General features: G+C 72.0%; 28 protein-coding genes. 5 read left to right on the top strand and 23 right to left on the bottom strand.

Translation table 11 applies throughout. The features are described 5' to 3' along the window. Window positions 1-20 precede the first annotated feature (20 nt). A complete protein-coding gene (locus tag OG373_RS21820) occupies window positions 21-782 on the bottom strand; it encodes a phosphoglyceromutase (protein ID WP_030012610.1) in 762 nt (253 codons plus the stop codon). A 161-nt stretch (window positions 783-943) separates the two neighbouring features. On the opposite strand from OG373_RS21820, the gene OG373_RS21815 reads away from it, so the two are divergent. Then, on the top strand, window positions 944-2,227 hold the full coding sequence (locus tag OG373_RS21815; protein ID WP_405439796.1) for an MDR family MFS transporter: 1,284 nt from the start codon (window positions 944-946) through the stop codon (window positions 2,225-2,227). A 58-nt stretch (window positions 2,228-2,285) separates the two neighbouring features. Here the strand turns inward: OG373_RS21815 and OG373_RS21810 are convergent, their stop codons facing one another. Together OG373_RS21810 and mshA are read right to left on the bottom strand one after the other, a co-directional pair. After that, window positions 2,286-2,771 carry a YbjN domain-containing protein gene (locus tag OG373_RS21810; protein ID WP_189973148.1) on the bottom strand — a complete coding sequence of 162 codons (486 nt, stop codon included), beginning with the start codon at window positions 2,769-2,771 and terminating at the stop codon, window positions 2,286-2,288. After that, window positions 2,764-4,134 carry a D-inositol-3-phosphate glycosyltransferase gene (gene mshA / locus OG373_RS21805; RefSeq protein ID WP_405439794.1) on the bottom strand — a complete coding sequence of 457 codons (1,371 nt, stop codon included), beginning with the start codon at window positions 4,132-4,134 and terminating at the stop codon, window positions 2,764-2,766. The genes OG373_RS21810 and mshA overlap by 8 nt, the downstream gene beginning before the upstream one ends. Before the next feature lie 216 nt (window positions 4,135-4,350). On the opposite strand from mshA, the gene OG373_RS21800 reads away from it, so the two are divergent. The 3 genes from OG373_RS21800 (at window position 4,351) to OG373_RS21790 (ending at window position 8,286) form a co-directional block, all read left to right on the top strand. Continuing rightward, window positions 4,351-5,172, top strand: a complete 822-nt coding sequence (locus tag OG373_RS21800) for a class I SAM-dependent methyltransferase (protein WP_405439792.1) — start codon at window positions 4,351-4,353, stop codon at window positions 5,170-5,172. A 263-nt stretch (window positions 5,173-5,435) separates the two neighbouring features. Continuing rightward, window positions 5,436-6,485, top strand: coding sequence for an NlpC/P60 family protein (locus tag OG373_RS21795; RefSeq protein ID WP_405439791.1), 1,050 nt, complete (start codon window positions 5,436-5,438; stop codon window positions 6,483-6,485). Window positions 6,486-6,870: 385 nt separating this feature from the next. Continuing rightward, window positions 6,871-8,286 carry a PP2C family protein-serine/threonine phosphatase gene (locus OG373_RS21790; RefSeq protein ID WP_405439789.1) on the top strand — a complete coding sequence of 472 codons (1,416 nt, stop codon included), beginning with the start codon at window positions 6,871-6,873 and terminating at the stop codon, window positions 8,284-8,286. 18 nt (window positions 8,287-8,304) lie between these two features. Here OG373_RS21790 and OG373_RS21785 read toward each other — a convergent pair whose 3' ends face one another. From OG373_RS21785 to OG373_RS21755, 7 genes are all read right to left on the bottom strand, one after another. After that, the gene (locus tag OG373_RS21785; protein WP_397738802.1) at window positions 8,305-8,649 is read right to left on the bottom strand and encodes a DUF2516 family protein; all 345 of its coding nucleotides are present in this window, start codon (window positions 8,647-8,649) and stop codon (window positions 8,305-8,307) included. Between the two features lie 141 nt (window positions 8,650-8,790). Then, on the bottom strand, window positions 8,791-9,333 hold the full coding sequence (locus OG373_RS21780; RefSeq protein ID WP_397738804.1) for a hypothetical protein: 543 nt from the start codon (window positions 9,331-9,333) through the stop codon (window positions 8,791-8,793). A 24-nt stretch (window positions 9,334-9,357) separates the two neighbouring features. Next, the gene (locus OG373_RS21775) at window positions 9,358-9,741 is read right to left on the bottom strand and encodes a helix-turn-helix domain-containing protein (protein WP_052875667.1); all 384 of its coding nucleotides are present in this window, start codon (window positions 9,739-9,741) and stop codon (window positions 9,358-9,360) included. 122 nt (window positions 9,742-9,863) lie between these two features. Further along, window positions 9,864-10,211 (bottom strand): DoxX family protein, encoded by a 348-nt coding sequence (locus OG373_RS21770; protein WP_397738806.1) that lies wholly within the window; start codon window positions 10,209-10,211, stop codon window positions 9,864-9,866. A gap of 139 nt (window positions 10,212-10,350) precedes the next feature. Then, window positions 10,351-11,121 carry a putative protein N(5)-glutamine methyltransferase gene (locus tag OG373_RS21765; RefSeq protein WP_405444147.1) on the bottom strand — a complete coding sequence of 257 codons (771 nt, stop codon included), beginning with the start codon at window positions 11,119-11,121 and terminating at the stop codon, window positions 10,351-10,353. A gap of 63 nt (window positions 11,122-11,184) precedes the next feature. Then, window positions 11,185-12,429, bottom strand: a complete 1,245-nt coding sequence (locus OG373_RS21760; RefSeq protein WP_405439786.1) for a GNAT family N-acetyltransferase — start codon at window positions 12,427-12,429, stop codon at window positions 11,185-11,187. A gap of 45 nt (window positions 12,430-12,474) precedes the next feature. Next, the gene (locus OG373_RS21755) at window positions 12,475-13,074 is read right to left on the bottom strand and encodes an AmfC protein (protein ID WP_405439784.1); all 600 of its coding nucleotides are present in this window, start codon (window positions 13,072-13,074) and stop codon (window positions 12,475-12,477) included. Between the two features lie 136 nt (window positions 13,075-13,210). On the opposite strand from OG373_RS21755, the gene dtd reads away from it, so the two are divergent. Beyond that, window positions 13,211-13,636, top strand: coding sequence for a D-aminoacyl-tRNA deacylase (gene dtd / locus OG373_RS21750; protein ID WP_030387269.1), 426 nt, complete (start codon window positions 13,211-13,213; stop codon window positions 13,634-13,636). Window positions 13,637-13,694: 58 nt separating this feature from the next. On the opposite strand, the gene OG373_RS21745 is transcribed toward dtd, so the two are convergent. The 13 genes from OG373_RS21745 to OG373_RS21685 all read right to left on the bottom strand — a co-directional run bounded on the left by OG373_RS21745 (window position 13,695) and on the right by OG373_RS21685 (window position 23,474). After that, complete coding sequence (locus OG373_RS21745; RefSeq protein WP_405439782.1) at window positions 13,695-14,663, bottom strand: YgfZ/GcvT domain-containing protein; 969 nt, start codon at window positions 14,661-14,663, stop codon at window positions 13,695-13,697. A gap of 21 nt (window positions 14,664-14,684) precedes the next feature. Next, window positions 14,685-15,140 carry a Fur family transcriptional regulator gene (locus OG373_RS21740; protein WP_397738816.1) on the bottom strand — a complete coding sequence of 152 codons (456 nt, stop codon included), beginning with the start codon at window positions 15,138-15,140 and terminating at the stop codon, window positions 14,685-14,687. Window positions 15,141-15,209: 69 nt separating this feature from the next. Next, window positions 15,210-15,782, bottom strand: a complete 573-nt coding sequence (locus tag OG373_RS21735) for an FABP family protein (protein WP_037924640.1) — start codon at window positions 15,780-15,782, stop codon at window positions 15,210-15,212. A gap of 283 nt (window positions 15,783-16,065) precedes the next feature. Further along, window positions 16,066-17,082, bottom strand: coding sequence for a hypothetical protein (locus OG373_RS21730; protein WP_405439779.1), 1,017 nt, complete (start codon window positions 17,080-17,082; stop codon window positions 16,066-16,068). Continuing rightward, complete coding sequence (locus OG373_RS21725; RefSeq protein WP_405439777.1) at window positions 17,079-18,032, bottom strand: hypothetical protein; 954 nt, start codon at window positions 18,030-18,032, stop codon at window positions 17,079-17,081. The genes OG373_RS21730 and OG373_RS21725 overlap by 4 nt, the downstream gene beginning before the upstream one ends. Further along, window positions 18,029-18,820: a hypothetical protein gene (locus tag OG373_RS21720; protein ID WP_405439776.1), complete on the bottom strand. Its 792-nt coding sequence runs from the start codon at window positions 18,818-18,820 to the stop codon at window positions 18,029-18,031. The genes OG373_RS21725 and OG373_RS21720 overlap by 4 nt, the downstream gene beginning before the upstream one ends. Window positions 18,821-18,933: 113 nt before the next feature. Further along, complete coding sequence (locus OG373_RS21715) at window positions 18,934-19,197, bottom strand: DUF3099 domain-containing protein (RefSeq protein WP_189973161.1); 264 nt, start codon at window positions 19,195-19,197, stop codon at window positions 18,934-18,936. A 113-nt stretch (window positions 19,198-19,310) separates the two neighbouring features. Then, entirely contained in the window at window positions 19,311-19,601 is a 291-nt protein-coding gene (locus OG373_RS21710) for a DUF1416 domain-containing protein (protein ID WP_030011783.1), read from the bottom strand. A 64-nt stretch (window positions 19,602-19,665) separates the two neighbouring features. Then, window positions 19,666-20,511, bottom strand: a complete 846-nt coding sequence (locus OG373_RS21705) for a sulfurtransferase (protein ID WP_397738826.1) — start codon at window positions 20,509-20,511, stop codon at window positions 19,666-19,668. 176 nt (window positions 20,512-20,687) lie between these two features. Then, the gene (locus OG373_RS21700; protein ID WP_350206375.1) at window positions 20,688-20,771 is read right to left on the bottom strand and encodes a putative leader peptide; all 84 of its coding nucleotides are present in this window, start codon (window positions 20,769-20,771) and stop codon (window positions 20,688-20,690) included. Between the two features lie 161 nt (window positions 20,772-20,932). After that, entirely contained in the window at window positions 20,933-21,649 is a 717-nt protein-coding gene (locus OG373_RS21695) for a DUF2993 domain-containing protein (protein WP_405439774.1), read from the bottom strand. A 63-nt stretch (window positions 21,650-21,712) separates the two neighbouring features. Beyond that, the gene (locus OG373_RS21690; RefSeq protein ID WP_405439772.1) at window positions 21,713-23,209 is read right to left on the bottom strand and encodes a hypothetical protein; all 1,497 of its coding nucleotides are present in this window, start codon (window positions 23,207-23,209) and stop codon (window positions 21,713-21,715) included. A gap of 10 nt (window positions 23,210-23,219) precedes the next feature. Continuing rightward, window positions 23,220-23,474 carry a MoaD/ThiS family protein gene (locus OG373_RS21685; protein ID WP_397738833.1) on the bottom strand — a complete coding sequence of 85 codons (255 nt, stop codon included), beginning with the start codon at window positions 23,472-23,474 and terminating at the stop codon, window positions 23,220-23,222. Window positions 23,475-23,891 lie beyond the last annotated feature (417 nt).

The raw sequence follows: 23,891 nt of genomic DNA, 5'->3' as shown, positions 1-23,891 counted from the left end.
CAGGGGCCGGATCATGCTTGTTACTTCTTCTTGCCCTGGTTCTTGACCGCCTCGATGGCCGCCGCCGCGGCGTCCGGGTCGAGGTAGGTGCCGCCCGGGGTCAGGGGCTTGAAGTCGGCGTCCAGCTCGTAGACGAGCGGGATGCCGGTCGGGATGTTCAGGCCCGTGATGTCGGCGTCGGAGATGCCGTCCAGGTGCTTGACCAGACCGCGCAGGGAGTTGCCGTGCGCGGCGACCAGGACCGTGCGGCCGGCCAGCAGGTCCGGGACGATGCCGTCGTACCAGTACGGGAGCATGCGCTCGACGACGTCCTTGAGGCACTCCGTGCGCGGGCGCAGCTCGTTCGGGATCGACGCGTAGCGCGGGTCCGCGGACTGCGAGAACTCCGTGCCGTCCTCCAGGACCGGCGGCGGGGTGTCGTACGAGCGGCGCCACAGCATGAACTGCTCCTCGCCGAACTCCGCGAGGGTCTGCGCCTTGTCCTTGCCCTGGAGCGCACCGTAGTGGCGCTCGTTCAGGCGCCAGGAGCGGTGCACCGGGATCCAGTGGCGGTCGGCGGCCTCCAGCGCGAGCTGCGCGGTGCGGATGGCGCGCTTCTGGAGGGAGGTGTGCAGCACGTCGGGCAGCAGGCCGGCGTCCTTGAGCAGCTCACCGCCGCGGACCGCCTCCTTCTCGCCCTTCTCGGTGAGGTTGACGTCCACCCAGCCGGTGAACAGGTTCTTCGCGTTCCAGTCGCTCTCGCCGTGGCGGAGGAGGATCAGCTTGTACGGTGCGTCGGCCATGCGCACGAGCCTAATGGACGCCCGGGCGGGCTCGCGCGCGGTGCCGGGTCCCGCCGGATTGACGGCCCGCGTCAATCGGGTGGCGCTCGGATCCCCGGCAATCGTAATGTGCCCACTGCAAGAGAGCCGCTTACATACTGATGTCCCGGGGGGAACCTTCCATGTCCGCTGCCCGTATCGGACAAGCCGCCCGGGAGAGCGTCTCGGGGCTGCCGCCCGCGTTCTGGTGGCTCTGGACGAGCACCCTCGTGAACCGGCTCGGGGCCTTCGTCGCCACCTTCATGACCCTGTACCTGACCGTCGACCGCGGCTACTCCGCCTCCTTCGCGGGACTCGTGGTCGCCCTCCACGGACTGGGCGGGGTGATCTCCTCCCTCGTCGCCGGTGTGATGACCGACCGGCTGGGGCGCCGTCCCACGCTGCTGGCCGCCCAGGCCTCGACCGCCTTCTCGGTGGCACTGCTGGGCTTCATGGAGCACCCGGCGGCGATCGCGGCCGTGGCCCTGCTCGTCGGTATGACCTCGAACGCCTCCCGGCCGGCGGTCGCCGCGATGATGGCGGACATCGTCCGCCCCGAGGACCGCGTACGGGCCTTCGCGCTCAACTACTGGGCCATCAACCTCGGCTTCGCCATCAGCTCCATGGTGGCGGGCCTGATCGCACAGCACAGCTACCTGGCGGGCTTCCTGGGCGAGGCGGCCCTGACGCTGACCTGCGCGGTGCTGGTCTTCGTCAAGCTGCCCGAGTCCCGCCCGGAGAAAGCAGCGGCGCAGACGGCCGCCGAGGCCGAGATCGGCCTGGGCACGGTGCTGCGCGACGGGCGCTACATGGGCGTGGTCGGGCTGTCCTTCCTGATCTCGCTGATCTACATGCAGGGGGCGTTCGGGCTGCCGCTGGCGATGGGGTCGGCGGGCTTCTCCACCACCGACTACGGCCTGGTCGTCGCCGTCAACGGCATCCTGATCGTGCTGCTCCAGATCCCGGTCACCCGGTTCATCGAACACCGCGACCCGCAGAAGCTGCTGGTGCTCTCGGCGCTGCTGGCGGGGTACGGATTCGGCCTCACGGCCTTCGGCGGCTCGGTCGGGGCCCTCGCCCTGACCGTCTGCGTCTGGACCCTGGCCGAGATCATCAACTCGCCGACCCAGATGAGCCTGGTCGTCCGGCTCTCCCCGCTGCACGGGCGCGGCCGCTACCAGGGCGTGTACACGCTGTCGTGGGCGGTGGCCTCGCTGGTGGCCCCGCTGCTGGCGGGCACGGTCATCGACCGCTTCGGCGCGGCCTGGCTGTGGGGGACCACGGCCGGCCTCGGCACGGTCGCGGCGGTCGGCTACTGGCTGCTGATGCGGAACCTTCCCGGGGGTGACGGGGGCGCGGCCGGGGCCGCGGCCGCGGGTGCTCCCGCACCGGTGTCCGCGCCGACTCCGGCCGCCGCGGAGGGGTGAGCACCGCTCCGACCCCGCGGCGCCGCTCCCGCCACCGCCGGCGCGTGAGAGCGCCGGGTCAGGACGGGCGCGTGAGGTGCTTGAAGGCGTCGAGGTTGAAGGTCGGCTCGCCGCGCGAGACCCGCCATTCGTACTCGCGCCTGATCGCGCTCGCGAAACCCAGCTCCAGCAAGGTGTTGAAGGAGCCGTCCGCCGCCTCCAGGACCGTGCCGAGCAGCCGGTCCAGCTCCTCCGGGTCGACGACCGACAGCGGGAGCCGGGCCGTCAGGTAGATGTCGCCGAGGCGGTCCACCGCGTACGCCATGCCGTACAGCTTGAGGTTGCGCTCCAGCAGCCAGCGGTGGACGCCCGCCTCGTTCTCGTCGGGGTGCCGGATCACGAAGGCGTTGACCGACAGCGAGTGCCGGCCGACCTTGAGCGAGCAGGTGGTGCTCAGCTTGCGGGTGCCGGGGAGCTGGACGACGTAGGACCCCTTCTCGGGGCTCTCCCAGCTCAGCTCCGCGGCGGTGAGCGCGCTCTCGATGATCTCGGCGGTGTCAGCCATGGTGGGAGCGTACGCGACGACGATGATCATGCATGGCTGCGGTGTAGACGTCGGCCGTGCCGCTCGCCGCGGTGTCCCAGCCGAAGAACTGCGCGTGCCGCGCCGCCTCCGCGCCCATCCGGTCCGCGAGCCCGGGCTCGTCCACGAAGCGCCGCAGCTCGCGCGCGTAGTCCACCGGGTCGTGCCCGGGTACGAGGATTCCCGTGACCCCGTCGTTGACGGCGACGGGCAGCCCGCCGACCTCGGCGGCGAGCACCGGCGTGCCGGCGGCCTGGGCCTCTATGGCGACGAGCCCGAAGGACTCGCTGTAGGAGGGCATGACCAGCACGGACGCCGCCCGGAACCAGTCGGCGAGCCCGTCCTGCGCGACGGGCGGGTGGAAGTGCACGAGGTCGGCGATGCCGAGCTTCGCGGCGAGCTTCTGCAGGCCCTCCGGCTTGGCGAGGCCGCTGCCGGACGGGCCGCCGACGACGGGGACGAAGAGGCGGCGGCGCAGCGAGGGGTCCCGGTCGACCATGACCGCGACGGAGCGCAGCAGGATGTCGGGGGCCTTCAGCGGCTGGATCCGCCCGGCGAACAGCGGGATGACGGCGTCCTGCGGCAGGCCGAGGCGGGCGCGGGCGGCGGCCCGGCCGTCGCCGACCGTGAAGCGGTCGAGGTTCACGCCGGGGTGGACGACGGCCACCTTGGCGGGGTCGGCCTCGTAGTGCCGGACGAGCTCGTCGGCCTCCTCGGCGGTGTTCGCGATGAGCCGGTCGGCGGCGGCCACGATCTGGGTCTCGCCTATGACGCGGGCGGCGGGCTCGGGCGTGTCCCCCTCGGCCAGCGCCGCGTTCTTGACCTTCGCCATGGTGTGCATGGCGTGCACGAGGGGGACGCCCCAGCGTTCGGCGGCGAGCCAGCCCACGTGGCCGGAGAGCCAGTAGTGGGAGTGGACGAGGTCGTAGTAGCCGGGGCGGTGGCCGGCCCAGGCCTGCATCACGCCGTGGGTGAAGGCGCACAGCTGGGCGGGGAGCTCCTCCTTGGCGAGGCCCTCGTAGGGCCCCGCGTCCACGTGCCGTACGAGGACGCCGGGGGCCAGGTCGACCACGGGCGGCAGCCCGCCGGTGGTGGCCCGGGTGAAGATCTCGACCTCGATGTTGATCGCGGCGAGCCGCTTGGCCAGCTCCACGATGTAGACGTTCATGCCGCCCGCGTCGCCGGTACCGGGCTGGTGCAGCGGTGAGGTGTGCACGCTGAGCATGGCCACGCGGCGCGGCTTGCGGTGGTGGCCGACGGCCGGAAGACGCAGGCGGGGCGTCTCGTACCGGGTGGCACGGGCAGCGGCGAGGCGACCACTGAGGCGGGACACGTACTGGCTCAAGGGACCAGTCCTCTCGGCTCGGACGGCGCGCGCACGACGCTCGGACGGCATGCCGGACGGCATGACGGCGGGAGCGCGGAAGGCGCCCTGCAAGGAGTGCAACCCGGATGGCCGTCCCCCGCATTCCGGGGTGCCCGGTTTTCCTGCGGGTTTCCTCGTGTCCATAGGTGCGTCGCGATTTTCATGGTGTGCGGACCCTCCGCTTACCCTCGGCTCATGGCCTCCCGCAGTACCCCGCCCTCCAGCCGCGCGCCCGGCCGCCCCGTGGGCTCGGTGACGCGCGGGACGACGAATCCGAACCGGTTGCGCCGGATGGACCGCTGGATCGCGGCCACCCACGGTGCCGCGCTGCGGCGCGCGGAGGCTCCGGTCGCGGTCGACCTCGGCTACGGGGCCGCGCCCTGGACTGCGGTCGAGCTGCTGGCGCGGCTGCGGGACGCGGCGCCGCGGGTGCGGGTGGTCGGCATCGAGATCGAGCCGGCTCGGGTGGCGGGGGCGAAGCCGTACGAACGGGAGGGGCTGAGCTTCCGGCACGGCGGCTTCGAGGTGCCGCTGGACGGCGGGACCCGGCCGGCGCTGATCCGCGCGGCGAACGTACTGCGCCAGTACGACGAGGAGCAGGTCGCGCAGGTGTGGGCGCGGCTGTGCGCGCGGCTGGCCCCGGAGGGGCTGCTGGTGGAGGGGACCTGCGACGAGATCGGGCGACGGCACGTGTGGGTGGCGCTGGGGCCGGAGGGGGCGCGCACGGTGACGTTCGCGACCCGGCTGGGTTCTCTTGAGCGTCCCTCGGACCTGGCGGAGCGGCTGCCGAAGGCGCTGATCCACCGCAACGTGCCGGGCGAGCCGGTGCACGCGTTCCTGCGGGACTTCGACCGGGCGTGGGCGGCGGCGGCCCCGTACGCGGCCTACGGGGCGCGGCAGCGCTGGATCCGGACGGCGCGGGCGCTCGCCGGGGACTGGCCGCTGGTGGACGGTCCGCGGAGGTGGCGGCAGGGGGAACTGACGCTGCCCTGGGAGGCGTTGCGCCCGCTGGGGTGAATGCGGCGGGGTGGGGAACCGGCGGCTCGGGTGAGCCGTTGAGCTGTGAGGGGCCGGGGACGGGCGTCCGTTGGGGCGGACAAGATCGGAACGCCGTCCACAAGGGTGTCGGAATTCATCGACTCGTGGCACCATCCCGATGGCAGTGACAAGTTACTGATGAATAGTCAGATCTGATACGAGGTCTGGCTCGGGTGCCTGGGGGGACCATGAGAGCCGTAAGGCGACGACGCGGCGCGAGCTCGCTCGTACTGTTGTGCACGATGGCCGTGCTGACGGCGCCGGGCCTCGCGACCGGCATGGCGTACGCGGCTCCGGCGGCCCCCGTGGCCCCGGCCTCACCGGCCGCCCCTGCGGCGCCACTGCCCGAGCCCGGCGGCAAGTCCCTGGAGCAGGTCCGCAAGGAGATCGAGGAGCTGTACCGGCAGGCGGGCACCGCCACCGACGCCTACAACCTCGCCGAGGCCGAGACCAAGGCCCAGTCCGACAAGATCGTCGAGATCGCCAAGCTCGTCGTCGCCGGCAAGGAGAGGATCGCCGCCCTGAAGAACCGGGCGGGCGCCGCCGCTCGCGCCCAGTACCGCTCGGGCGGCATGCCGCCGGGCGCGCAGCTGGCACTGAGCGACGACCCGAACCAGTTCCTCGACGGGGCGGGCCGGCTGCGCCAGGGCGAGAAGGCCACCTCGGGCCTGCTCTCCGAACTGGACCGGACCCAGGCGGACTTGCAGCGTTACGCCACGGAGGCGAGCGAGCGCTGGGCCACCCTGGAGGCCAACCGCATCAAGTCGGAGGAGTCCAAGAAGCAGATCGAGGAGAAGATCAAGGCCGCGGAGGGGCTGGAGAGCAAGCTGGAGGCCGAGGAGAAGGCCCGGCTGATCCAGCTGGAGCAGGAGGCCCAGTACAAGGCGCAAACGGCGTGGCTGTCGACGGGCGCGATGAAGGACGTCAACGGCAAGGCGACGGAAGCCGGCAAGCTGGCCGTGCAGTTCGCCACCGCCCAGATGGGCAAGCCGTACAAATGGGGCGCCGTGGGTCCGGACTCCTACGACTGCTCCGGGCTGACCTCGCAGGCCTGGCGCGCGGCGGGCAAGGGCATCCCGCGCACCTCGCAGGAGCAGCTGCGGCTGCTGCCGAAGGTCGCGCTGAAGGACATGCGGCCGGGCGACCTGATCATCTACTTCGACGACGCGAGCCACGTCGGCATGTACGTCGGCGACGGCGCGATGGTCCACGCGCCGCGGCCCGGCCGGAACGTGACGATGGCGGGTGCCGGCTCGATGCCGATCAAGGCAGTGGTCCGCCCCGACGCGTAGCCCCTGCGGGGTCGCTCGGCGGTCCCGTACCGTGCGGCCCCGTTCCGGGCGCGGCCCGGACCCCCACCGGAGCTCCGCCCCGGACCCCGCTCCTCGAACGCCGGAGGGGCTGGAGAGTGCGCGGCGGGGCGAAAATCCAGCCTCGCCGGCGTTTGAGGCGCAGGGTCCGGGGCGGAGGCAACCTCCGGGGGGTTCGGCACGTCTCGATGGACGGGACTGAAAGCGGCCCCGCCGTGACCTTTGTCATCAGTGAGGCCGATTTTCCCCCGCGATAGCCGCATATGCCGGAGGCGCTCACCAACAACGGCATTCCGTTCGCCGGGCCGGGACCGCTAGGGTCTGCCGGACGAGCGCACCCTCGGGGGGAGGGAAGGAACCGGAGACGATGCCCGTACCCGTACCGCGGCAGAGGGACACCCCGGCCACGGAGAGCGGTCAGGCCGTTCTGTACACCGCCGCCCCGGCCGCAACCGGCACGGGCGACGCGCAGGCGACCCCTCGGCCCGCCCAGCCCCCGCACCCCCACCCCACGCAGCCCCCGGCCCCGCAGACCCCGGCCGCGGCCCCGCACACGAGCCAGCTGACCCTCCTGGTCATCGAGGACGACCCGGCCGGCGGCCTCACCGTCCCCGAGATCCTCGACGCGGACGGCCACCGCATCCGGCTCCGCACCGCCCGCAACCTCACCGAGGCCGAGCGGCTGCTCACGCCCGACGTGCACTGCATCCTGCTGGACCTGTCCCTCCCGGACACCGGCGCCCGGCTGCCGGGAGCCCCGGCCACCGTCACCGCCACCGGCACGGCCACCGCCACCGCCACCGCCGTGGACCAGCTGCTCGCCCTCCGCCAGGTGCTGCGCCTCGCCCCGCACCACGCCGTCCTCGTCCTCACCGGCGAGGACGACGCCGAGCGCGCCGCCGAGGCCGTCCAGGTCGGCGCCCAGGACTTCCTCTTCCGGGACGAGCTGGACGGCCGGCTGCTGAGCCGCGCCATCCGCTACGCCGTGGAGAGAAAACGGGCGGACATCGCCCAGTACAAGCTCGCAGAATCGAAACTGCGCGCCCAGGAGAACGCCCGCCTCGAACGCGGTCTGCTCCCCACGCCCCTCCTGGAGGGCTCCGACCTCCGCTTCGCCGCGCGCTACCGCCCCGGCCGCAGCCGGGCCCTGCTCGGAGGCGACTTCTACGACACCGTCCGCACCCCCGACGGCACCGTCCACGCCATGATCGGCGATGTCTGCGGCCACGGCCCCGACGAGGCCGCGCTCGGCGTCGAGCTCCGTATCGCCTGGCGCGCCCTGACCCTGGCGGGCCTCTGCGGCGACGACCTGCTGGCCACCCTCCAGGAGGTCCTGGAGGTGGAACGGCCCTGCGAGGAGATCTTCGCGACGCTGTGCACGGTCGACATAGCCCCGGACGGCCGCCGCGCCGGCCTCTGCCTGGCCGGCCATCCGGCACCGCTGATCGCCCGGCCGGGCCGCCGTGCGCGGCTGCTCCCGTACGAGAACAGCGGACCGGCCCTCGGCCTGCTGCCCCGGGCCCGCTGGCCGCGCCGCCAGGTCGAGCTGGGCGGCAGCTGGAGCCTGATGCTCTACACCGACGGGCTGATCGAGGGCCGCATCGGCGAGGGCAAGGAACGCCTGGGCCAGGACGGGATGGTCGACATGATCAACCGGCACCTGGACCGCGGCCTGAGCGGTGAGGGCCTGCTGGAGGCCTCCGTCACCGAGGCCCGCCGGCTCAACGGCGGCGAGCTCACGGACGACGTGGCCGTGGTCCTGCTCTCCCGCGCCGAGGGCTGAGCCGCCGGGGGCGGGCGGCTACCGTCCGCCGTTGTAGGGCCCGTACGGGCCGTCACTGCTGCTGCCGCCGCGCCGGCCGCCACCGCCGCCGCCCGAGACCTGCTTGAGGGCGGGGCGCACGTCGACGAAGAACACGATGGTCGCGACGAGGCCGGCGATCTGCAGGAACAGCATCCCCAGGAAGAAGTCCACGGCCACGGTGACGCCGAGGATGACCAGCCAGAAGGTCTTGCTCTGCTTGTCGGCCGCCCGGTACGCGTCGTCCCGCGCCAGCAGCGCGAACACGAAGGCCACGACCGCGAGCACCAGCATGGCGAGCCCGAGGAACGGGATCACGCCTCGATCGAACCCTTCCATCAACATCGCTTCGACCGCCTTCTCAGCTTCTTCTTCGCACTTCGGATGCCGCCCGTCTCCACGCTACCGGCACGGACGCCGTCATGAACCACAACGGGCCGGGCACCTGAAGGGTGCCCGGCCCGCCGTCGCTCATGCGGCTGCGCTTCAGCTCGCGTCGTCCGCCGTGACCGCGGCCTTCTTGGCCGTGGTCCTGCGCGCGGGGGACTTCTTGGCCGCGGGCTTCTCGTCGGCGGCGGCCTCGGCCACCGGCTCCTTCGCCGGCTCCGCCCCGGCCTCGGGCTCGACGGCCACGGCGATGTCGACGATCTCCGCGGAGACCTCGCCGCGCCAGCTCCGCACGGCCTGCTCGCCGTGCTCGGCGACCTTGTCGTAGGTCTCCTTGGCGCGCACCGCGTACTCGGCGGCCACGCCGACACCGCGCAGTGCCAGGTCCTGGGCGGTCTCCCCGAGCTTCTTCGGGTCGATCGCGCCGAGCACCTCGGCGACCTTGGCGGTGACCGCTTCCTGTACGGCCTTCGGGTCCGTGTTCTTCACGGCCTCGATGCGCGCGGGGGCCTCCGCGCGCAGCTGCTCGATCAGGTCGGGCACCTTCTTGGCCTGCTGCACGGCCAGGTCGGCGGTGCCCGCGGCGAAGTAGAGGGGAGTGGGGTCGGTGAGGGTCTTCTTCAGGTCATCGGCGATGGCCATGCTGCTGGTCCTCCCGGATCAACTTCAGTTCGTCTTCGACGGCATCTCGTCGGCGGGCGCTTCGAGCGCGTTCTCCTTGCGGAACGACTCGTAGATCTGGAGCAGCACCTGCTTCTGCCGCTCGTTGATGGACGGGTCGGCGAGTATGACGGCTCGCGTCTCCACCTCGTCCGGGTCCCGCTCATCCAGGATCCCGGCCTGCACGTACAGCGTCTCCGCGGAGATCCGCAGCGCCTTGGCCAGCTGCTGCAGGATGTCCGCGCTCGGCTTGCGCAGCCCGCGCTCGATCTGGCTCAGGTACGGATTCGACACCCCCGCCTGCTCGGCCAGCTGGCGCAGCGAGAGCTGAGCCTGCCGCCGTTGCTCACGGAGGTACTCGCCGAGATTTCCGACGTTGAGCGATGCCATGCTGTGATCCTGCCCGACTCTGCTAACTATTGCAAGCGCCCTGCTTGCAACATCTCCCACCGACGCCCGACCCCGACCTCCGACCCCGACCTCCGACCCCCGTGCCGCACCCCGCCCCGGGCTCAGCCGCCCAGGGCCAGGGCCAGGGTGGCCGCCGCCGGGGCCGCGTAGATCAGCGGAAAGGCCACGTGGGCGTAGGACTTCGCCCGGAGCACCGTGAGCACCGCCCCCGCGAAGTAGAGGGTGATCCCGACGGCCGCCGCGATGCCGATCGCCGGGACGAAGATTCCCGCCACCAGGCCCGCCGCCCCCGCGGCCTTCGCCACGCCGAGCCAGGTCCACCACGTACGCGGGACCCCGTACGCGGCCAGCGGCTCGACGACCCACTTCGCCCCGAGGAAGACCGAGGCCGCCGAGAACCCGACCATGAACGCGCCGACCAGGGCAAGGACAACAGCGGTGGTGGACATCTGACGCTCCCCTCGGGCGGGCCCCGGGGCGGACTCGCCCCGGTCGGTTTCCCGCCTGCTTCACTCCACTGACCCGCCCCGCCCCGCACATGTGACAGCCCGCGCGAGGAAATTCGCGAGGAATCTCGCGGGCCGCGCGTCAGGCCGTTCCGATCACCACCGTCGCGTACAGCTCCTCCGACGTGACCGCCCGGACCGCGAGGCCCGCCGAGGCCAGCGCCGAGGCCGTCGACGGGGACTGGCGGGCGCTCGTCTCGATCAGCAGCCTGCCCCCCGGGGCCAGCCAGGGCAGGGCGCCCGCCGCCACCCGGCGGTGGATGTCCAGGCCGTCGGCCCCGCCGTCCAGGGAAACCAGCGGCTCGTGTTCCCGCGCCTCCGCCGGCATCAGGCCGATCTCCTCCGTCGGCACGTACGGGGCGTTGACCACCAGCACGTCCACCCGGCCGCGCAGCGACGACGGGAGCGCGGCGTACAGGTCGCCCTCCCACACCCGGCCGCCGTACGGGGCCACGTTGCGCCGCGCGTACGCCAGCGCCGCCGGGTCGATGTCCGCCGCGTGCAGCTCCACGCCGCCGGCCAGCTGCGCGGCCACCGCCGCGCCCAGGGCGCCGACCCCGCAGCACAGGTCCAGCACCACCGCGCCGGGCCGGGCCGGCGCCACCGCCTCCTGCACCAGGAACTCGGTGCGCCGGCGCGGCACGAAGGCCCCCGCGCCGACCTCCATGCGCAGCCCGCAGAACTCCGCCCAGCCCACGACGTGCTCCAGCGGTTCGCCGCCCACCCGGCGCTCCAGCAGCTCCGCCAGGTGATCCGCGTCGGCGGCGGCCCCGGTGAGGAGCTCGGCCTCCTCCTCGGCGAAGACGCAGCCGGCGGCGCGCAGGGATTCCACAAGTGACGTCAAATTGCTCAGTCCTCGGTCATCAGTGATCAGTCATCAGTCATCGGGCCTCGGTCGGTGATCGAGGATCCGGGATCAGAAGATGTCCGGGCACCACGGGCGGCGCGCGGTACGGAACACCGCGTCCGCCAGTGCCACCGCCCCCGGCCGCTCCTCGCCCACCCGGCCCAGCGCGGCCAGCCGCGCCGCCGACGTGTCGCCCAGGTACAGGGAGCCCAGCGCGGCCACGTCCAGCCGCAGGTCCGCCGCCTCCGACGTCCGCTCGCACGTGCCGGCGCCCGCGTCCAGCCGGTAGCGGCCGGCTGCCGGGCCCCCCTCGTCGGTCACCTCCAGGACGAGCACCCCGGGCACCTCGTACGTCCGCGCGCCCAGCGCCCGTACGACGTCCAGCACCCGCACCCACAGGAAGTCCACGGCGGCGACGACCCGGGCCGACCGCGGATCGGGCAGCAGCTGCGGGCAGAGGTCGTCGGGGGCCCGGTGGCCGGTGCGGACCTTCTGCACCCAGTCGATGGAGCACAGGAACTGCCACAGGGCCCGCTCCGCCTGCGGGGTGAGCGCCACCAGGTCCCGGACCCGCACGGTGTTCATCGGGACCTTCGCGTCCGCCCACTGGTCGTCGGCGGTGTAGACGACGAAGCCGGCCACCTCCCCGTCCGCCGTCCGGTACACGGCGTGGAACTTGTCCTTGTAGGGGCGGTACGACCACTGCTCCAGGCCCGTCGCCAGGCTCCACCAGCGCTCGTCGCGGCTCACGACCCCGGGCGTGAGCGCCCGCAGCCGCTCGTGCAGCCCCGGCCCCACCCGCCGCAGTTCCTCCACGTCCACCAGCTCGATCCGCCCGCCGTCCACGGGCGCCGACAGCCTCCGGTCCAGCCCGGTGCGCGGTACGTCGATCTCCCACTCCACGAAGGAGGTGGCGGGTCCGAAGCCGTAGCGCCCGTAGATCGGGTACTCGGCGGCGATCAGCGTGGCCAGCGCGTCGCCGCGCGCCGCGGCCGCGGCGAACTCGGCGGCCATCATCCGGGTCAGCAGACCCTGGCGGCGGTGGGTGGGCAGCACGCCCACATTGGAGACGGCGCTGGTACGGACGGCCGCCCCGCCGGGCACCGTCAGTTCCTGCGGGAAGGAGCGCAGGGCCGCCACACAGCGTCCGCTGTCGGAGTCGAACGCTCCCAGCATCCGGGAGAAGTCGCTGTACTTGGCCCGCTGCGCGATATCGGCATCGGTCACGCGGTTCGCGGTCAGGAAACCGGTGTGCACCGTGCGCAGCCAGTCGGGAAGCTCGGATTCGGCGATCGGCCGGACGTCAGCAGTCATAGCCGCCCACGCTAATCTTCCGACCGCCGCCGGTCGCCCGATTTTCTACGCCAGCAGGTCGTCCACCTGCGCCTCGCCCTCCCGGTACCGGCGGGTGATCTCGACGCTGCAGTCGTCGACCGTGCGCTGGAGCTGCTGGCGGCGCCGCGAGACCTGCTGCTCGTAGCGCACCAGCCGGCCCATCCCGTCGTGCAACTCGTCGTCCGTGCGGGCGCCGAGGTCCGAGAGCTCCACGTCGGCCAGCATCTCCGCCGCCAGCAGCCGGTACTCCTCGCTGTGCGGGGTGCCCAGCGTGACGTGCCGGGCGGAGGCGCTGCGGCTGGAGGGTGCGTCGGCGAGGATCACCGAGAGCCGGTCCACCACCGGCGCCTCGGGGTCCGTCCGCCGGGCCGCCTCCGGGTCCGCCCGCCGGGCCAGCTCGGCCCGCAGGATGTCGATGCGGCCCTGGAGCAGTCTGCGTACATAGCTCAGATCGGCCTCGTCGCGCTGCGCGTCGCGGCGCAGCGCGCGCAGCTCCGGCAGTCCGAGCGCGGTGGCCGGGGCGGGCTGCCCCTGCGTCTCGGCCGTGCGCTGCGCGGGTGGTCTTGCCGCGGCAGCTACGACGGAGGCGGGTGATGCAGGTACGGAGGTACCAGAAGTATTCATACGAACGAGTCCGTCCCCTCGACCGGTGCGGCGCACCCGCACCGCCTGCGTGCATCGTGCCACTCTCCGTGGTCCGGGTGCAGTCCCACGCCACCCGATCGGCCCCGGACGGGTGCAAGCCTGGTACACAGGTGGTATGCGAGCAGTGGTGCAGAGGGTGGACGGCGCGAGCGTCGTCGTGGACGGCGCGACCGTGGGCGAGATCGTCGGCGAGGGGCTGTGCGTGCTGGTGGGGGTGACCCACGACGACACCCCGGAGAAGGCGGCGGTGCTGGCGCGCAAGCTGTGGTCCGTACGGATCCTGGAGGGCGAGAAGTCCTGCAGCGACAACGGCGCACCGCTGCTGGTGATCTCCCAGTTCACGCTCTACGGCGACGCCCGCAAGGGCCGCCGCCCCACCTGGAACGCGGCGGCTCCCGGCCCGGTCGCCGAGCCGCTGGTCGACGAGGTCGTGGCGCAGCTGCGCGCGCTGGGCGCGACGGTGGCGACGGGCCGGTTCGGCGCGGACATGCGGGTCTCGCTGACCAATCACGGCCCGTTCACCATCGTCATCGACGTCTAGGAGGTCCGGACGTCCGGACGTCCAGGGCGTCCAGGGCGTCCAGGGCGTCCAGGGCGCCTCACGGGGCTACGACGACCTCCTGGGCGGCAGCAGTCGACCCGGCCAGCAGCGGCGCGTCGACCGGCACGTTCCGCTTGACCAGTGCCAGCGCGATCGGGCCCAGCTCGTGGTGGCGGACGGCGGTGGTCACGAAGCCCAGCTGGCGGCCCTCCTCCCCGTCCGCGGCGAGCCGCAGCGGGGTGCCGTGCGCCGGAAGCAGCACCTCCGAGCCGTCCAGGTGCAGGAAGACCAGGCGGCGCGGGGGCTTGCCCAGGTTGTGGACGCGGGCCACCGTCTCCTGGCCGCGGTAGCAGCCCTTCTGCAGGTGCACGGCCGTGCCGATCCAGCCCAGCTCGTGCGGGATCGTCCGGTGGTCGGTCTCCAGGCCCAGCCGCGGCCGGTGCGCCTCGACGCGCAGGGCCTCGTACGCGAGGAGTCCGGCGGCCGGGCCGTGCCCGGCGGCGAAGGACTCCAGCTCGGCGCGGGGCAGGAAGACGTCCCGGCCGTGCGCGGTCTCCCGTACGACGTGCTCCTTGGCGACCTCGGCGATGGCGCCGGCCGGCAGGTGCACGACCGCGAACTCCTCGGTGCGGTCGGCGACTTCGACTCGGTAGAAGAACTTCATGGACTCCAGGTAGGCGATCAGCTCGCCCTGGGTGCCCGGTTCCACGTGCGCCCACGTGGTCTCGCCGTCGTCGACGAGGTAGAGCGCGTGCTCGATGTGGCCGTTGGCGGAGAGGATCAGCGCCTCGGTGGCCTGCCCGGCCGGCAGCTCGGTGAGGTGCTGGGTGAGCAGCAGGTGCAGCCAGCTCAGGCGCTCGGGCCCGCTGACGGTGACGACCCCGCGGTGGGACAGGTCGACGAAGCCGCGGCCCTCCGCGAGGGAGCGCTGTTCGCCGTACAGCTCGCCGTAGTGGGCGGCGACGCCCTCGTCACGGCCTTCGGCCGGTACGGCGCCGGGGAGATGGAGCAAGGGGCTGCTGGTCATGGGACCAAGCGTACGACCCTGCTACGGCTGAGCGGCACGCTGCTTGGCGGCGCACTCGCGGCACAGACCGAAGATCGCGAAGTGCTTCATGTCGGTCTCGAAACCGAAGGTGGTGCGGAGCTTCGCCGTGAACTCGGCGGCCACGTCCACATCCGCCTCGATGACCTCGGCGCAGTCGCGGCAGACCAGGTGGATGTGGTGGTGCCGGTCGGCGAGGTGGTAGGTGGGGGCCCCGTGCCCGAGATGGGCGTGCGAGACCAGCTTGAGCTCCTCCAGGAGCTCCAGCGTGCGGTACACGGTGGAGATGTTGACTCCGGAGGCGGTCCTGCGCACCTCGACGAGGATCTCGTCCGGGGTGGCGTGCTCCAGGGCGTCGACCGCTTCCAGCACGAGCTGGCGCTGCGGTGTCAGCCGGTATCCGCGCTGCCGCAGGTCGCTCTTCCAGTCAGAGCCTTCGGTGTCCACGCTGCTCCCCACCCGGTCAGTGTATGCGCGCGAAGGGGACCCCGGGCGATCCCGCGGTCCCCTTTCGCACAGCCTGTGGACTCAGCGGAAGAAGGCGATGCCGTCGTCCGGCATGTCCGGGAGGTTGCGCGCCATCTCGGCGACCTCCTCGGGCGTGACGACCTTCTTCAGCTGGGCCGACATGTACGGACGCAGCTCGACGTCCGGCGTGGCCTTCTCGCCGACCCACATGAGGTCGCTCTTCACGTAGCCGTAGAGCCGCTTGCCGCCGCTGTACGGGCCGGAGGCCGCGGTACGGGCGACCGCGTCGGTGACCAGGTCGATCTGCGGCTTCTGGTCGGCGAGCTCGCCGTACCAGACCTCGACGACGCCCTGGTCACGGACCATGACGATCTCGACCTTGCGGTCCTTGTCGATGCGCCAGTAGCCCGACTCGGACTCCAGCGGGCGCACCTTGTTGCCCTCGGCGTCCAGGACCCAGGAGCGGGAGGTGTACTCCAGGAAGTCCCGGCCGTCGTGGCTGAAGACGACCTCCTGGCCGAAGTTGCACTTCTCCTCACCGGGGAAGTCGAAGACTCCCGCACCCTCCCAGTTGCCGAGGAGGAAGGCGAGGGGGACGAGGCCCGGGTTCAGGTCGGACGGGATCTGAATCATGAATGGCTGCTCAGGCGATCTGTGGGAGGGGTTCCGGGGCGGTCTGCTGGGCGGACGCTCAGCGCTGACCCTGGTACAGCTTCTTGACGGCCAGGCCGGTGAAGGCCATGACGCCGACGCAGACCAGGACCAGCAGGGAGGTGAAGACTGCCTCAAGCACGGGGTGCTCCTCGGAATTCGTTCGGGGGGTACGGGCCGGTTCCCAAGCCTACTGGCCCGGGGTCGGGCGCACTGTGTGAGGTGGGCCGTACCGGTCGGCCCGTACCCGTCGGCCCCCCGGCGGTCAGCTCAGGAGCTGACTCTGCAGGATCACGGTCTGGTGGAACGGAACGGGGGCCACCTCGCCCTTGCGGGTCTGGACGACCATGCCCAGGACGTCACCCGTCCGGAGGCACCCGATCTTGCTCTGCTCCTCGCCGAGGAAGGGCTTCAGCTCCTGGTACACGCTGAGCTCGGTGCCGTCGAAGTTGGCCGCCCCCGGGAAGTCCAGCGTGGTGCTGTTCATCTGGGTGCCCTTGGCCTTGCTCCACACGTCGTCCAGGTCGAGGGCCGAGACCCCGTTCAGCCGCATGTTGCTGTCGCAGCCCTTGAACGCGTCCACGAAGCCGGACGAGTGGAAGCGCAGCAGGTACACGTGCGTACGCGTGCCGTCCGCCGTCGTCCAGCCCCGTCCGGCGATCTGCCGCAGCCCGTCCCACTCGAGGGACCGCTTCAGCTTCTCGCGGGTGTCGGGCGTGTACTCCTCCAGGAAGGTGTCGACCGACACCGTCCCGTCCTTGTCCGCCTTGACCGCGTCGTCGGCCTTGGCGCCCACGGGAGCGGGCAGCAGCAGACCGCTGAGGGGCGCGTAGTGCGTCCCGTCCTTGTTGTCCGGCCCCTGGGGCAGGGGGGCACCCGCGGGCAGGGCCGGCTGGGACAGCGCCGGGAACGTCCAGCGGCCGTCCCCCTCGGTGGCCAGGCCGGGGACGTCGGTGCGCTCGGGCACCGTGATCCCGTACGCGACCCCCGTGCCGACGGCGGCGAAGACGGCGACGGCGGCGGTCCACCGCAGGGCGGCGAACAGCTTGCGCCGGTCCTTGGGCGGGACCGGCACGGCCTCGGGGGCCTCGACGGTCGCGGGGGCCTCGACGGTCTCGGCGCCCGCGTCGGTGACGGTCTCGGCGGCGGTCTCGGATGCCGTCCCGGTGGCGGTCTCGGCGGCCGTCCCGGTGACGGTCTCGGCGGCCTCCGCAGCGGGCTCGGGCGTCGCCGCGGGCACGGGCTCGGGCTCGGTGGCCGCGGTGGTGGTCTGCTCGCTCACGCGGACTCTCCGGGGGACTTGAGGTGGTCGAGTTGCTGCTTGAACAGGCCCGCGGCGTCCTTCACCACGAACCCCTCGCTCCCGTACATCCGGAAACTCACCATGACGTCTCCTTCGACGGCCAGGCAGTCGAGGGCGTCGATCTTGTTCTTCTTGTCCTTCTTCTCGATGACGATGGTGCTCACCGAGCACTTGGCCTGCGGGTGGCCGTCCACCTTCGGCGCCTCGCCGTCGGAACCGGCGAGCGCGATCAGCTTCCCGGCGAACTCACCGAACTTCGCGAGCTGTGCGGGGTCGGCCTGGACGAGCTGGATCTCGGCGACGACACCGCCGCCGACGCCGTCCTTGCGCGAGTAGCTGCGCCCGGCCAGGCCCTTGAGCTTCAGGTCGGCGAGCACCTTGTCCCGTTCGGCGCGCTCGCTGCTGGACAGGCCCTTGCGGGCGTCCTTGAAGCTCTCCAGCGCCCGCTCGCCCGAGAGGGAGTAGAAGTTGCCCTCCTTGTCGATGTCGGGGCCGGGCCAGTAGTCGTTGGGCATCGGCAGCAGCTTGCCGGTGAGCGCGTTCGGGGGCACGGACGGCACCGGGGCCGCCGTACCACTGGTCGTGTGGTCCGCGGCCAGCCAGTACCGCGTCGGCGAGGTCCGGTCGGCTCCGGCGAGCGCGGCCGCCGCCCCGACGCCGGCGCCCACGAGGACGACGACGCCCACGGCCGCCGCCACCAGGGTGACCACCTTGCGGTTCACCTTGCGCGCGGGCGCGGCGGTGACCGGCTGCTCCTGCTCCACCGTGACGTCGGTCCGGGTCCCGGCCTCGGTCCGGGTCCCGGCCTCGGTCCCGGTCCCGGCCTGGGGCGCGGTCTTGGCCTGGGGCGCGGTCTTGGCCTCGGTCCCGGTCACGGCCTTGACCTCGGCGTCGGCGTCGGCGCCGGACACGTTCTGCTGCTCGGTCACAACCGCTCCATCTGTCGCTTGGCCAGGTCGACCAGGGCGCTCTCGTCGACCTCGCCGCGGTTGTTCATGTACTGGATGCTCATCACGATGTCGCCGCGGCGGACGACGGCACGGCCGCTGCGGAGCGGGTGGTAGCCGGGCTTCTCGCTGGCCTTCGAGTCGACCCACATGTGGCCGAACTCCTCGGGCACGCCCGGAATCTCCTGACCCGCGTTGCCCGCGTACTCCTTGGTGGGCATGTAGTGCTCGATGCCCAGCTGGAAGTCCTCGGCCTGGTTGCGGTCGCTGAACTGGAGCAGGTTGATCTCGACGAAGTTCCGGTCGGACTCGGACCAGTCCGCGGTGGCGATGCTCCGGACCCGGTCGGTGATGAGGCCGCCGAGACCCTCGGAGGCTTCCTTGTAGTACCCCACGGCGAACATGTCCACGGAAGCGGCGCCCGAGAAGTCGCTCTTCGCTCCGCCCGGAACGTCCAGCAGCTTCTTGGCCAGTTCCTCGTCCGCCTTGTGCCAGCGGTTGGCGTTGATCGAGTGCCGGGTCGTGGCGTCGGTCATCGCCTGCGGCTTCGCCGCGGCCATCTCCTGCTGGGCCAGCGGCGGCAGCGGGGTGGGCTCGCGGTGGTACTGGACCGCGTAGCCGGTGATCGTCCCCGCGAGGACTCCGAGTGCGGCGGCGCCCGCGATCAGGAGGGTCGTGCGGCCCGTCCGGCGGCGCGGGGCCGACGTGTCCGACTCCGGTGCACTCTCCTCCCCTTTCCGCTGCTCGGGAATGGTCTGTTCGTGTTCCAAAGTGGCCCCCCACAGGACTGCAGGCGCAGGTTGATTACCCGCGCGTACCCCATGACCCGCACCGGCGGGGAGCAGTTGTACGAACGAAGATCACATTCTCGTCTCATGAGGTTTCAATCCTCGTGACGCCGCTTTCCGTCCAGTTCGTCCCACCACTCGTCGGACTTCGGATCGCCCGAGGGGTCGTCCCACCAGCGGTCGTCCGGGCCGCGCCGGTTGGCGATCATCGCCGCGACCGGCGGGATGACCATGGCGACCACGCACATGGCCACCGCGGCCTCGACCGACCACAGGCGCACGAAGGCCCAGGCGGAGACGAAGAGGACCAGGCATCCGCCCATGAGCAGGAAATAGGCGCGCCGGCGCCGGGCGTACATGCCTCCAGAGTAGGACCGGGACGGCACGAAGGGCCGCACCCCGTTCCAGTGGCGTCCAACCCCCGGGGGTGCGGCCCTTCGGCCGATCGATCAGGCGATCACATGTGCGGTGCTCAGACCGCGATCGCCACGTCCGTCACGCCGCCGGCCTCGGCGACGACCACGGCACGGTCCGCCTGGGCACCCGGGACGAGCGCGCGCAGCGTCCAGGAGCCGGTGGCGGCGTAGAAACGGAACTGGCCGGTGGCCGAGGTCGGGACCTCGGCGGTGAACTCGCCGGTCGAGTCCAGCAGGCGGACGTAGCCGGACACCGGCTCGCCGTCCTTGGTGATCTGACCCTGGATCGCGGTCTCACCGGGCTTGAGGGTCGCGAGGTCGGGCCCGCCGATCTGTGCTCCACACATGTTCTCTGTCCTGTCCTAGAGAGGTCGTACTACGAGGGCGTCGCGTGCCCGGTCGTTCGTCTGGTTACTTGTTGGGGCCGAGCTCGATCGGCACGCCGACCAGCGAGCCGTACTCGGTCCACGAACCGTCGTAGTTCTTGACGTTCTCCTGGTTCAGGAGCTCGTGGAGCACGAACCACGTGAGCGCGGAGCGCTCACCGATGCGGCAGTAGGCGATGGTGTCCTTGGCGAGGTCGACCTGCTCCGTCTCGTAGAGGGCGGTCAGCTCCTCGTCCGACTTGAAGGTGCCGTCGTCGTTGGCGTTCTTCGACCACGGGATGTTGCGGGCGCTCGGCACGTGGCCGGGGCGCTGCGACTGCTCCTGCGGCAGGTGCGCCGGGGCGAGCAGCTTGCCGGAGAACTCGTCGGGCGAACGGACGTCGACCAGGTTCAGGGAGCCGATCGCGGCCACGACGTCGTCGCGGAAGGCGCGGATGGAGGTGTCCTGGGCCTTGGCCTTGTACGCGGTGGCCGGGCGGTTCGGGACGTCCTTGCCGTCGACCAGGTCGCGGGAGTCGAGCTCCCACTTCTTGCGGCCGCCGTCGAGGAGCTTCACGTCCTGGTGGCCGTAGAGCTTGAAGTACCAGTAGGCGTAGGACGCGAACCAGTTGTTGTTGCCGCCGTAGAGGACGACGGTGTCGTCGTTGGAGATGCCCTTGGCGGAGAGGAGCTTCTCGAAGCCCTCCTGGTCCACGAAGTCGCGGCGTACCGGGTCCTGGAGGTCGCTCTTCCAGTCGATCCGGACGGCGTTGGTGATGTGGTTCTTGTCGTACGCGGACGTGTCCTCGTCCACCTCGACGATCACGACGTTGGCGTCGTTCAGGTGGGCCTCGACCCAGTCGGCGTCTACGAGGACGTCGCTGCGGCTCATGGTGTTCTCCTCCGGGGCAGTGTGCGGCGGGGCTGTGCGGGTAACGCGTGCTGCGTGCCTACGGGTGCGCTCGAGGTCCTGCGCGGGGAGGCGTCAGGGAATCAGGAGGCTGGTGCGGTCACGCGGGAAGGGCCGTGGGGCCGTCGTCCGGTCGATGGAGCGGATGCGCTCACAGGTCACATGGATCGACAGAGCATGGCGGCGACGCGACACAGGTCTACTGCCCGTCGCTTCGTGAGGTCCGCCTGCTGATGCTTCATAGCCATGGATCGTAGGGACGAATCGGCCGCCCTGTCACCGGTGTGTCATATGTCGAGACAGGATCGTCCGAATTCTGGGACGCGAGTGCCCCGGACGGCCGCCGCGCCGCCCCCGGGACTCGTCGTACGGCCCGTCCTTCTGCGGATCGGACCGCGCTGTCTCACGATCCGGCCACCACCACGTTCGCGCCGCCCAGCGTGAGGTGCACACCGGCCTCGTCCGAGGTCAGGGACGAGAGGTGCAGTCCGGCCGGCATGCCGGCGTCGAGATTGCGGTCGAAGTCGGTCTTCCGGCGGATCAGCTTCTCGACCCCGGGAACGCTCCCGCCGGGCACCTCGTCGGCGCGGACCCGGACGATCTTGCCGCCCTTTCCGTCCGGCGCGTCCTCCAGGGTGACGGTCGACACCACGCTGTGCGTCAGCGTCTTGCCGAGCACCTCCACCGACGCGGTGACCTTCACCTTGCCGGGCGCCCCGCCGTAGGAGAGGGTCGCGCCGGTCTGCGAGGCCGCCGTCAGGTCGGCGTACGTGATGAGCGCGGTGCCCTCGGCCCGCGTCGCGGTGCCGCCGCTGTAGTCACCGTTCAGCTTCACGCCGCGGAAGCTCGCGTCCAGCTCCGAGAGCCGCGTCTTGCGGCCCTCGGCGGCGACCTCCACGCCCCGGAGCTTCAGGTCGACCCGCTCCAGGTCGCGGCCGGCCAGCTGGGTGAGGAAGGGGAACCCGTCGATCTCCACCTCCGAGGAACCGGCCAGGCCCTGCCGTGCCTGTATTCGGTCGGCCAGCCGGTTCTCGACGTATCCGACCGCCCAGCGGTCCACGCCCACGAACAGGGCTCCCAGCACCACTCCGATGATCACAACGACGCGCAGGAAACGCACGTTCCCTCCCCCTACTAGTCGGTACGTGCGTTCTAGTTGACCATGCCCCCTGTCGGGCAGGGATCAGCCCACCACCCGGCCGATCAGGTACACGGCGGGCGCGGCGGCGGCGAGCGGCAGCGCCACACCGGCCGTCATGTGCACGAACTTAGACGGGTAGTCGTACGCGGCCACCCGCAGCCCGACCAGGGCACACACCCCGGCGACGAGACCGATCAGGGCCCCGCCCACACCGACCGAGGTCATCCCGCCGACCGCGATACCGGCGCCGGCGGCCGCGGCCAGCGAGACGACGACCGAGGGGACCGTGGGCAGCGGCAGCGCACGGGCGAAGACGGCGACCGCGACGGCCGCGGCGCCGACCGTGGCGGCGGCGGAGTCGGCCGCGAGGTAGCCCGCGCAGATGATGGCGAGGGCGGCCGAGGCCACCGAGGCCATCAGCCCGTACATCCGCTCGTCGGGATCGGCGTGGCTGCGCAGCTGGAGGACGAGCGTGAGCAGCACCCAGGCGCCGAGGGTGCCGACGATCGCGCCGGGTCCGTACGGGGAGTCCACCGCGAGCACGGCCGCGTCGGCGACGACGGCTCCGGCGAAGGCGAGGGCGATGCCCTGGCGGGCCGGCCACATGCCGTTGAGGCGGAACCAGCCGGCCGCGGTGAGGCCCTGGAGGGCGATCAGCGGCAGCAGCAGGACGTACTGCCCGAGGGCGGCGGCCCCGGCGAGCAGCAGCCCGAGGACGGCGGTCAGTATGGCGGACTGCGGGCCGGGGTCGATGATCGGCGACCGGCCCTCGGCACGGGCCTGGGCGGGGTCGACGGCGCGCAGGGTGTTGCCGGCGAGGGTGGGCGGGGACCAGGAGGTGATCTCCTGCGGCTGACCGGGGGCCTCGGCCGGGTCCTCGCCCGGGGCGGCGGCCGCCTGGGGCGGGAGGTAGGCGGTCTGCTCGGCGGCGGGCAGCTCCTCGATCACCGGCGGCAGATACGCGGTCTGCTCGACCGGCGGCGACTGCTGCTCGGCGCCGGGGCCGGGGTACGGCGGCAGGTAGGCCGTCTCGGCGCCCTGCGGCCAGTCCTGCACCGGCGCGGGGGCGGGAGCGGGGGCCTCGTCGCGGAACCAGCCCTCGGGCGCGACCGGCTGCTGCGGGTACGCCTCCTGCACCGGCTCCGGCGCGTAGCCCTGCCACGGGGCCGGGGCGGGCGCGGGGGCCGGGGCCGGGGCCGGGGCCGGGGCCGCCGGAGCCTCTTCGCGGAACCAGCCCTCGGGCGCGACCGGCTGCTGCGGGTACGCCTCCTGCACAGGCTCCGGTACGTAGCCCTGCCACGGGGCCGGGGCGGGCGCGGGGGCCGGGGCAGCGGCCTCCTGGGCCTCGTCACGGAACCAGCCCTCCGGAGCCACCGGCTGGCCGGGCACCGCGCCCAGCGGCGGGTGCACCGGCTGGTAGCTGGTGTCCCAGGTGTCGGACTGCCAGGTCTGGGTCCCGTACGGATCCTGCGCTTGCTGCTGTTGCTGCTGTTGCTGCTGGGCGTACTGCTGTCGCTGCTGTTCCTCAGGCGTACTCATCGGCTCCCGCTCACCCGCCCGCGAACGGCGGGAGCACCTCTACGGTGCCCCCCTCGGTCAGCGGGACGGAATCATGCGGGCGCTTGCCCACAGGCTCGTCGTTCACGAGGAAGGAGCAGCGCAGCAGGACCCGGGTCAGCTCCCCGGGGTGGCGTTGCCGCACGGCGTCGAGCGCCTCGGCGAGTGTGCCCGCCGAGTACGGCTCCTCCGCCGTCTTGGCCGCGGCCTTGGCCGCCGCCCAGTAGCGGATGGTTCCGGTTGCCACTGCAGCTCCTATCGTCGGCTCTCTACCGTCGGCCTCCATGATGGCCCCTCCCGCCGATGAGCCCGGCGTGCCCCGACGCGCCGGGTGTGCGCCCGGGTGACCCCGCGGTGCCGCTCGGCGGGCCCCCGATCCGGTGAAACCCGGGCATACGCAGGTCGGGAGCGTGGCACGAACCACAGAAGCGGAAGAGGAAGAAGCCTCGGCCACGCATCGACGGGTGGGCTATTCTGCTTGGCGAGAGGATCCGGGCAACGTTGCCCCCGGGTCCTTTTGTGCTTTCAGCGCGTTGAACGAACCGAGAACAGTGGTATCCATACGGACCCCAGGGCGCGGGGACCGCAGGGACACCGGGCAAGCCGTACGAAGCATTACCGCGCACGTCCTCGACGGGACCGAGGAGGAACCGACGTGATGGAC

Origin of the sequence: Streptomyces avidinii (genome assembly GCF_045161815.1) — a bacterium.
Taxonomy (GTDB): Bacteria; Actinomycetota; Actinomycetes; order Streptomycetales; family Streptomycetaceae; genus Streptomyces; species Streptomyces avidinii.
Note: the sequence above shows the minus strand (reverse complement) of the source record. Positions and strands in the feature narration are given on the sequence as shown.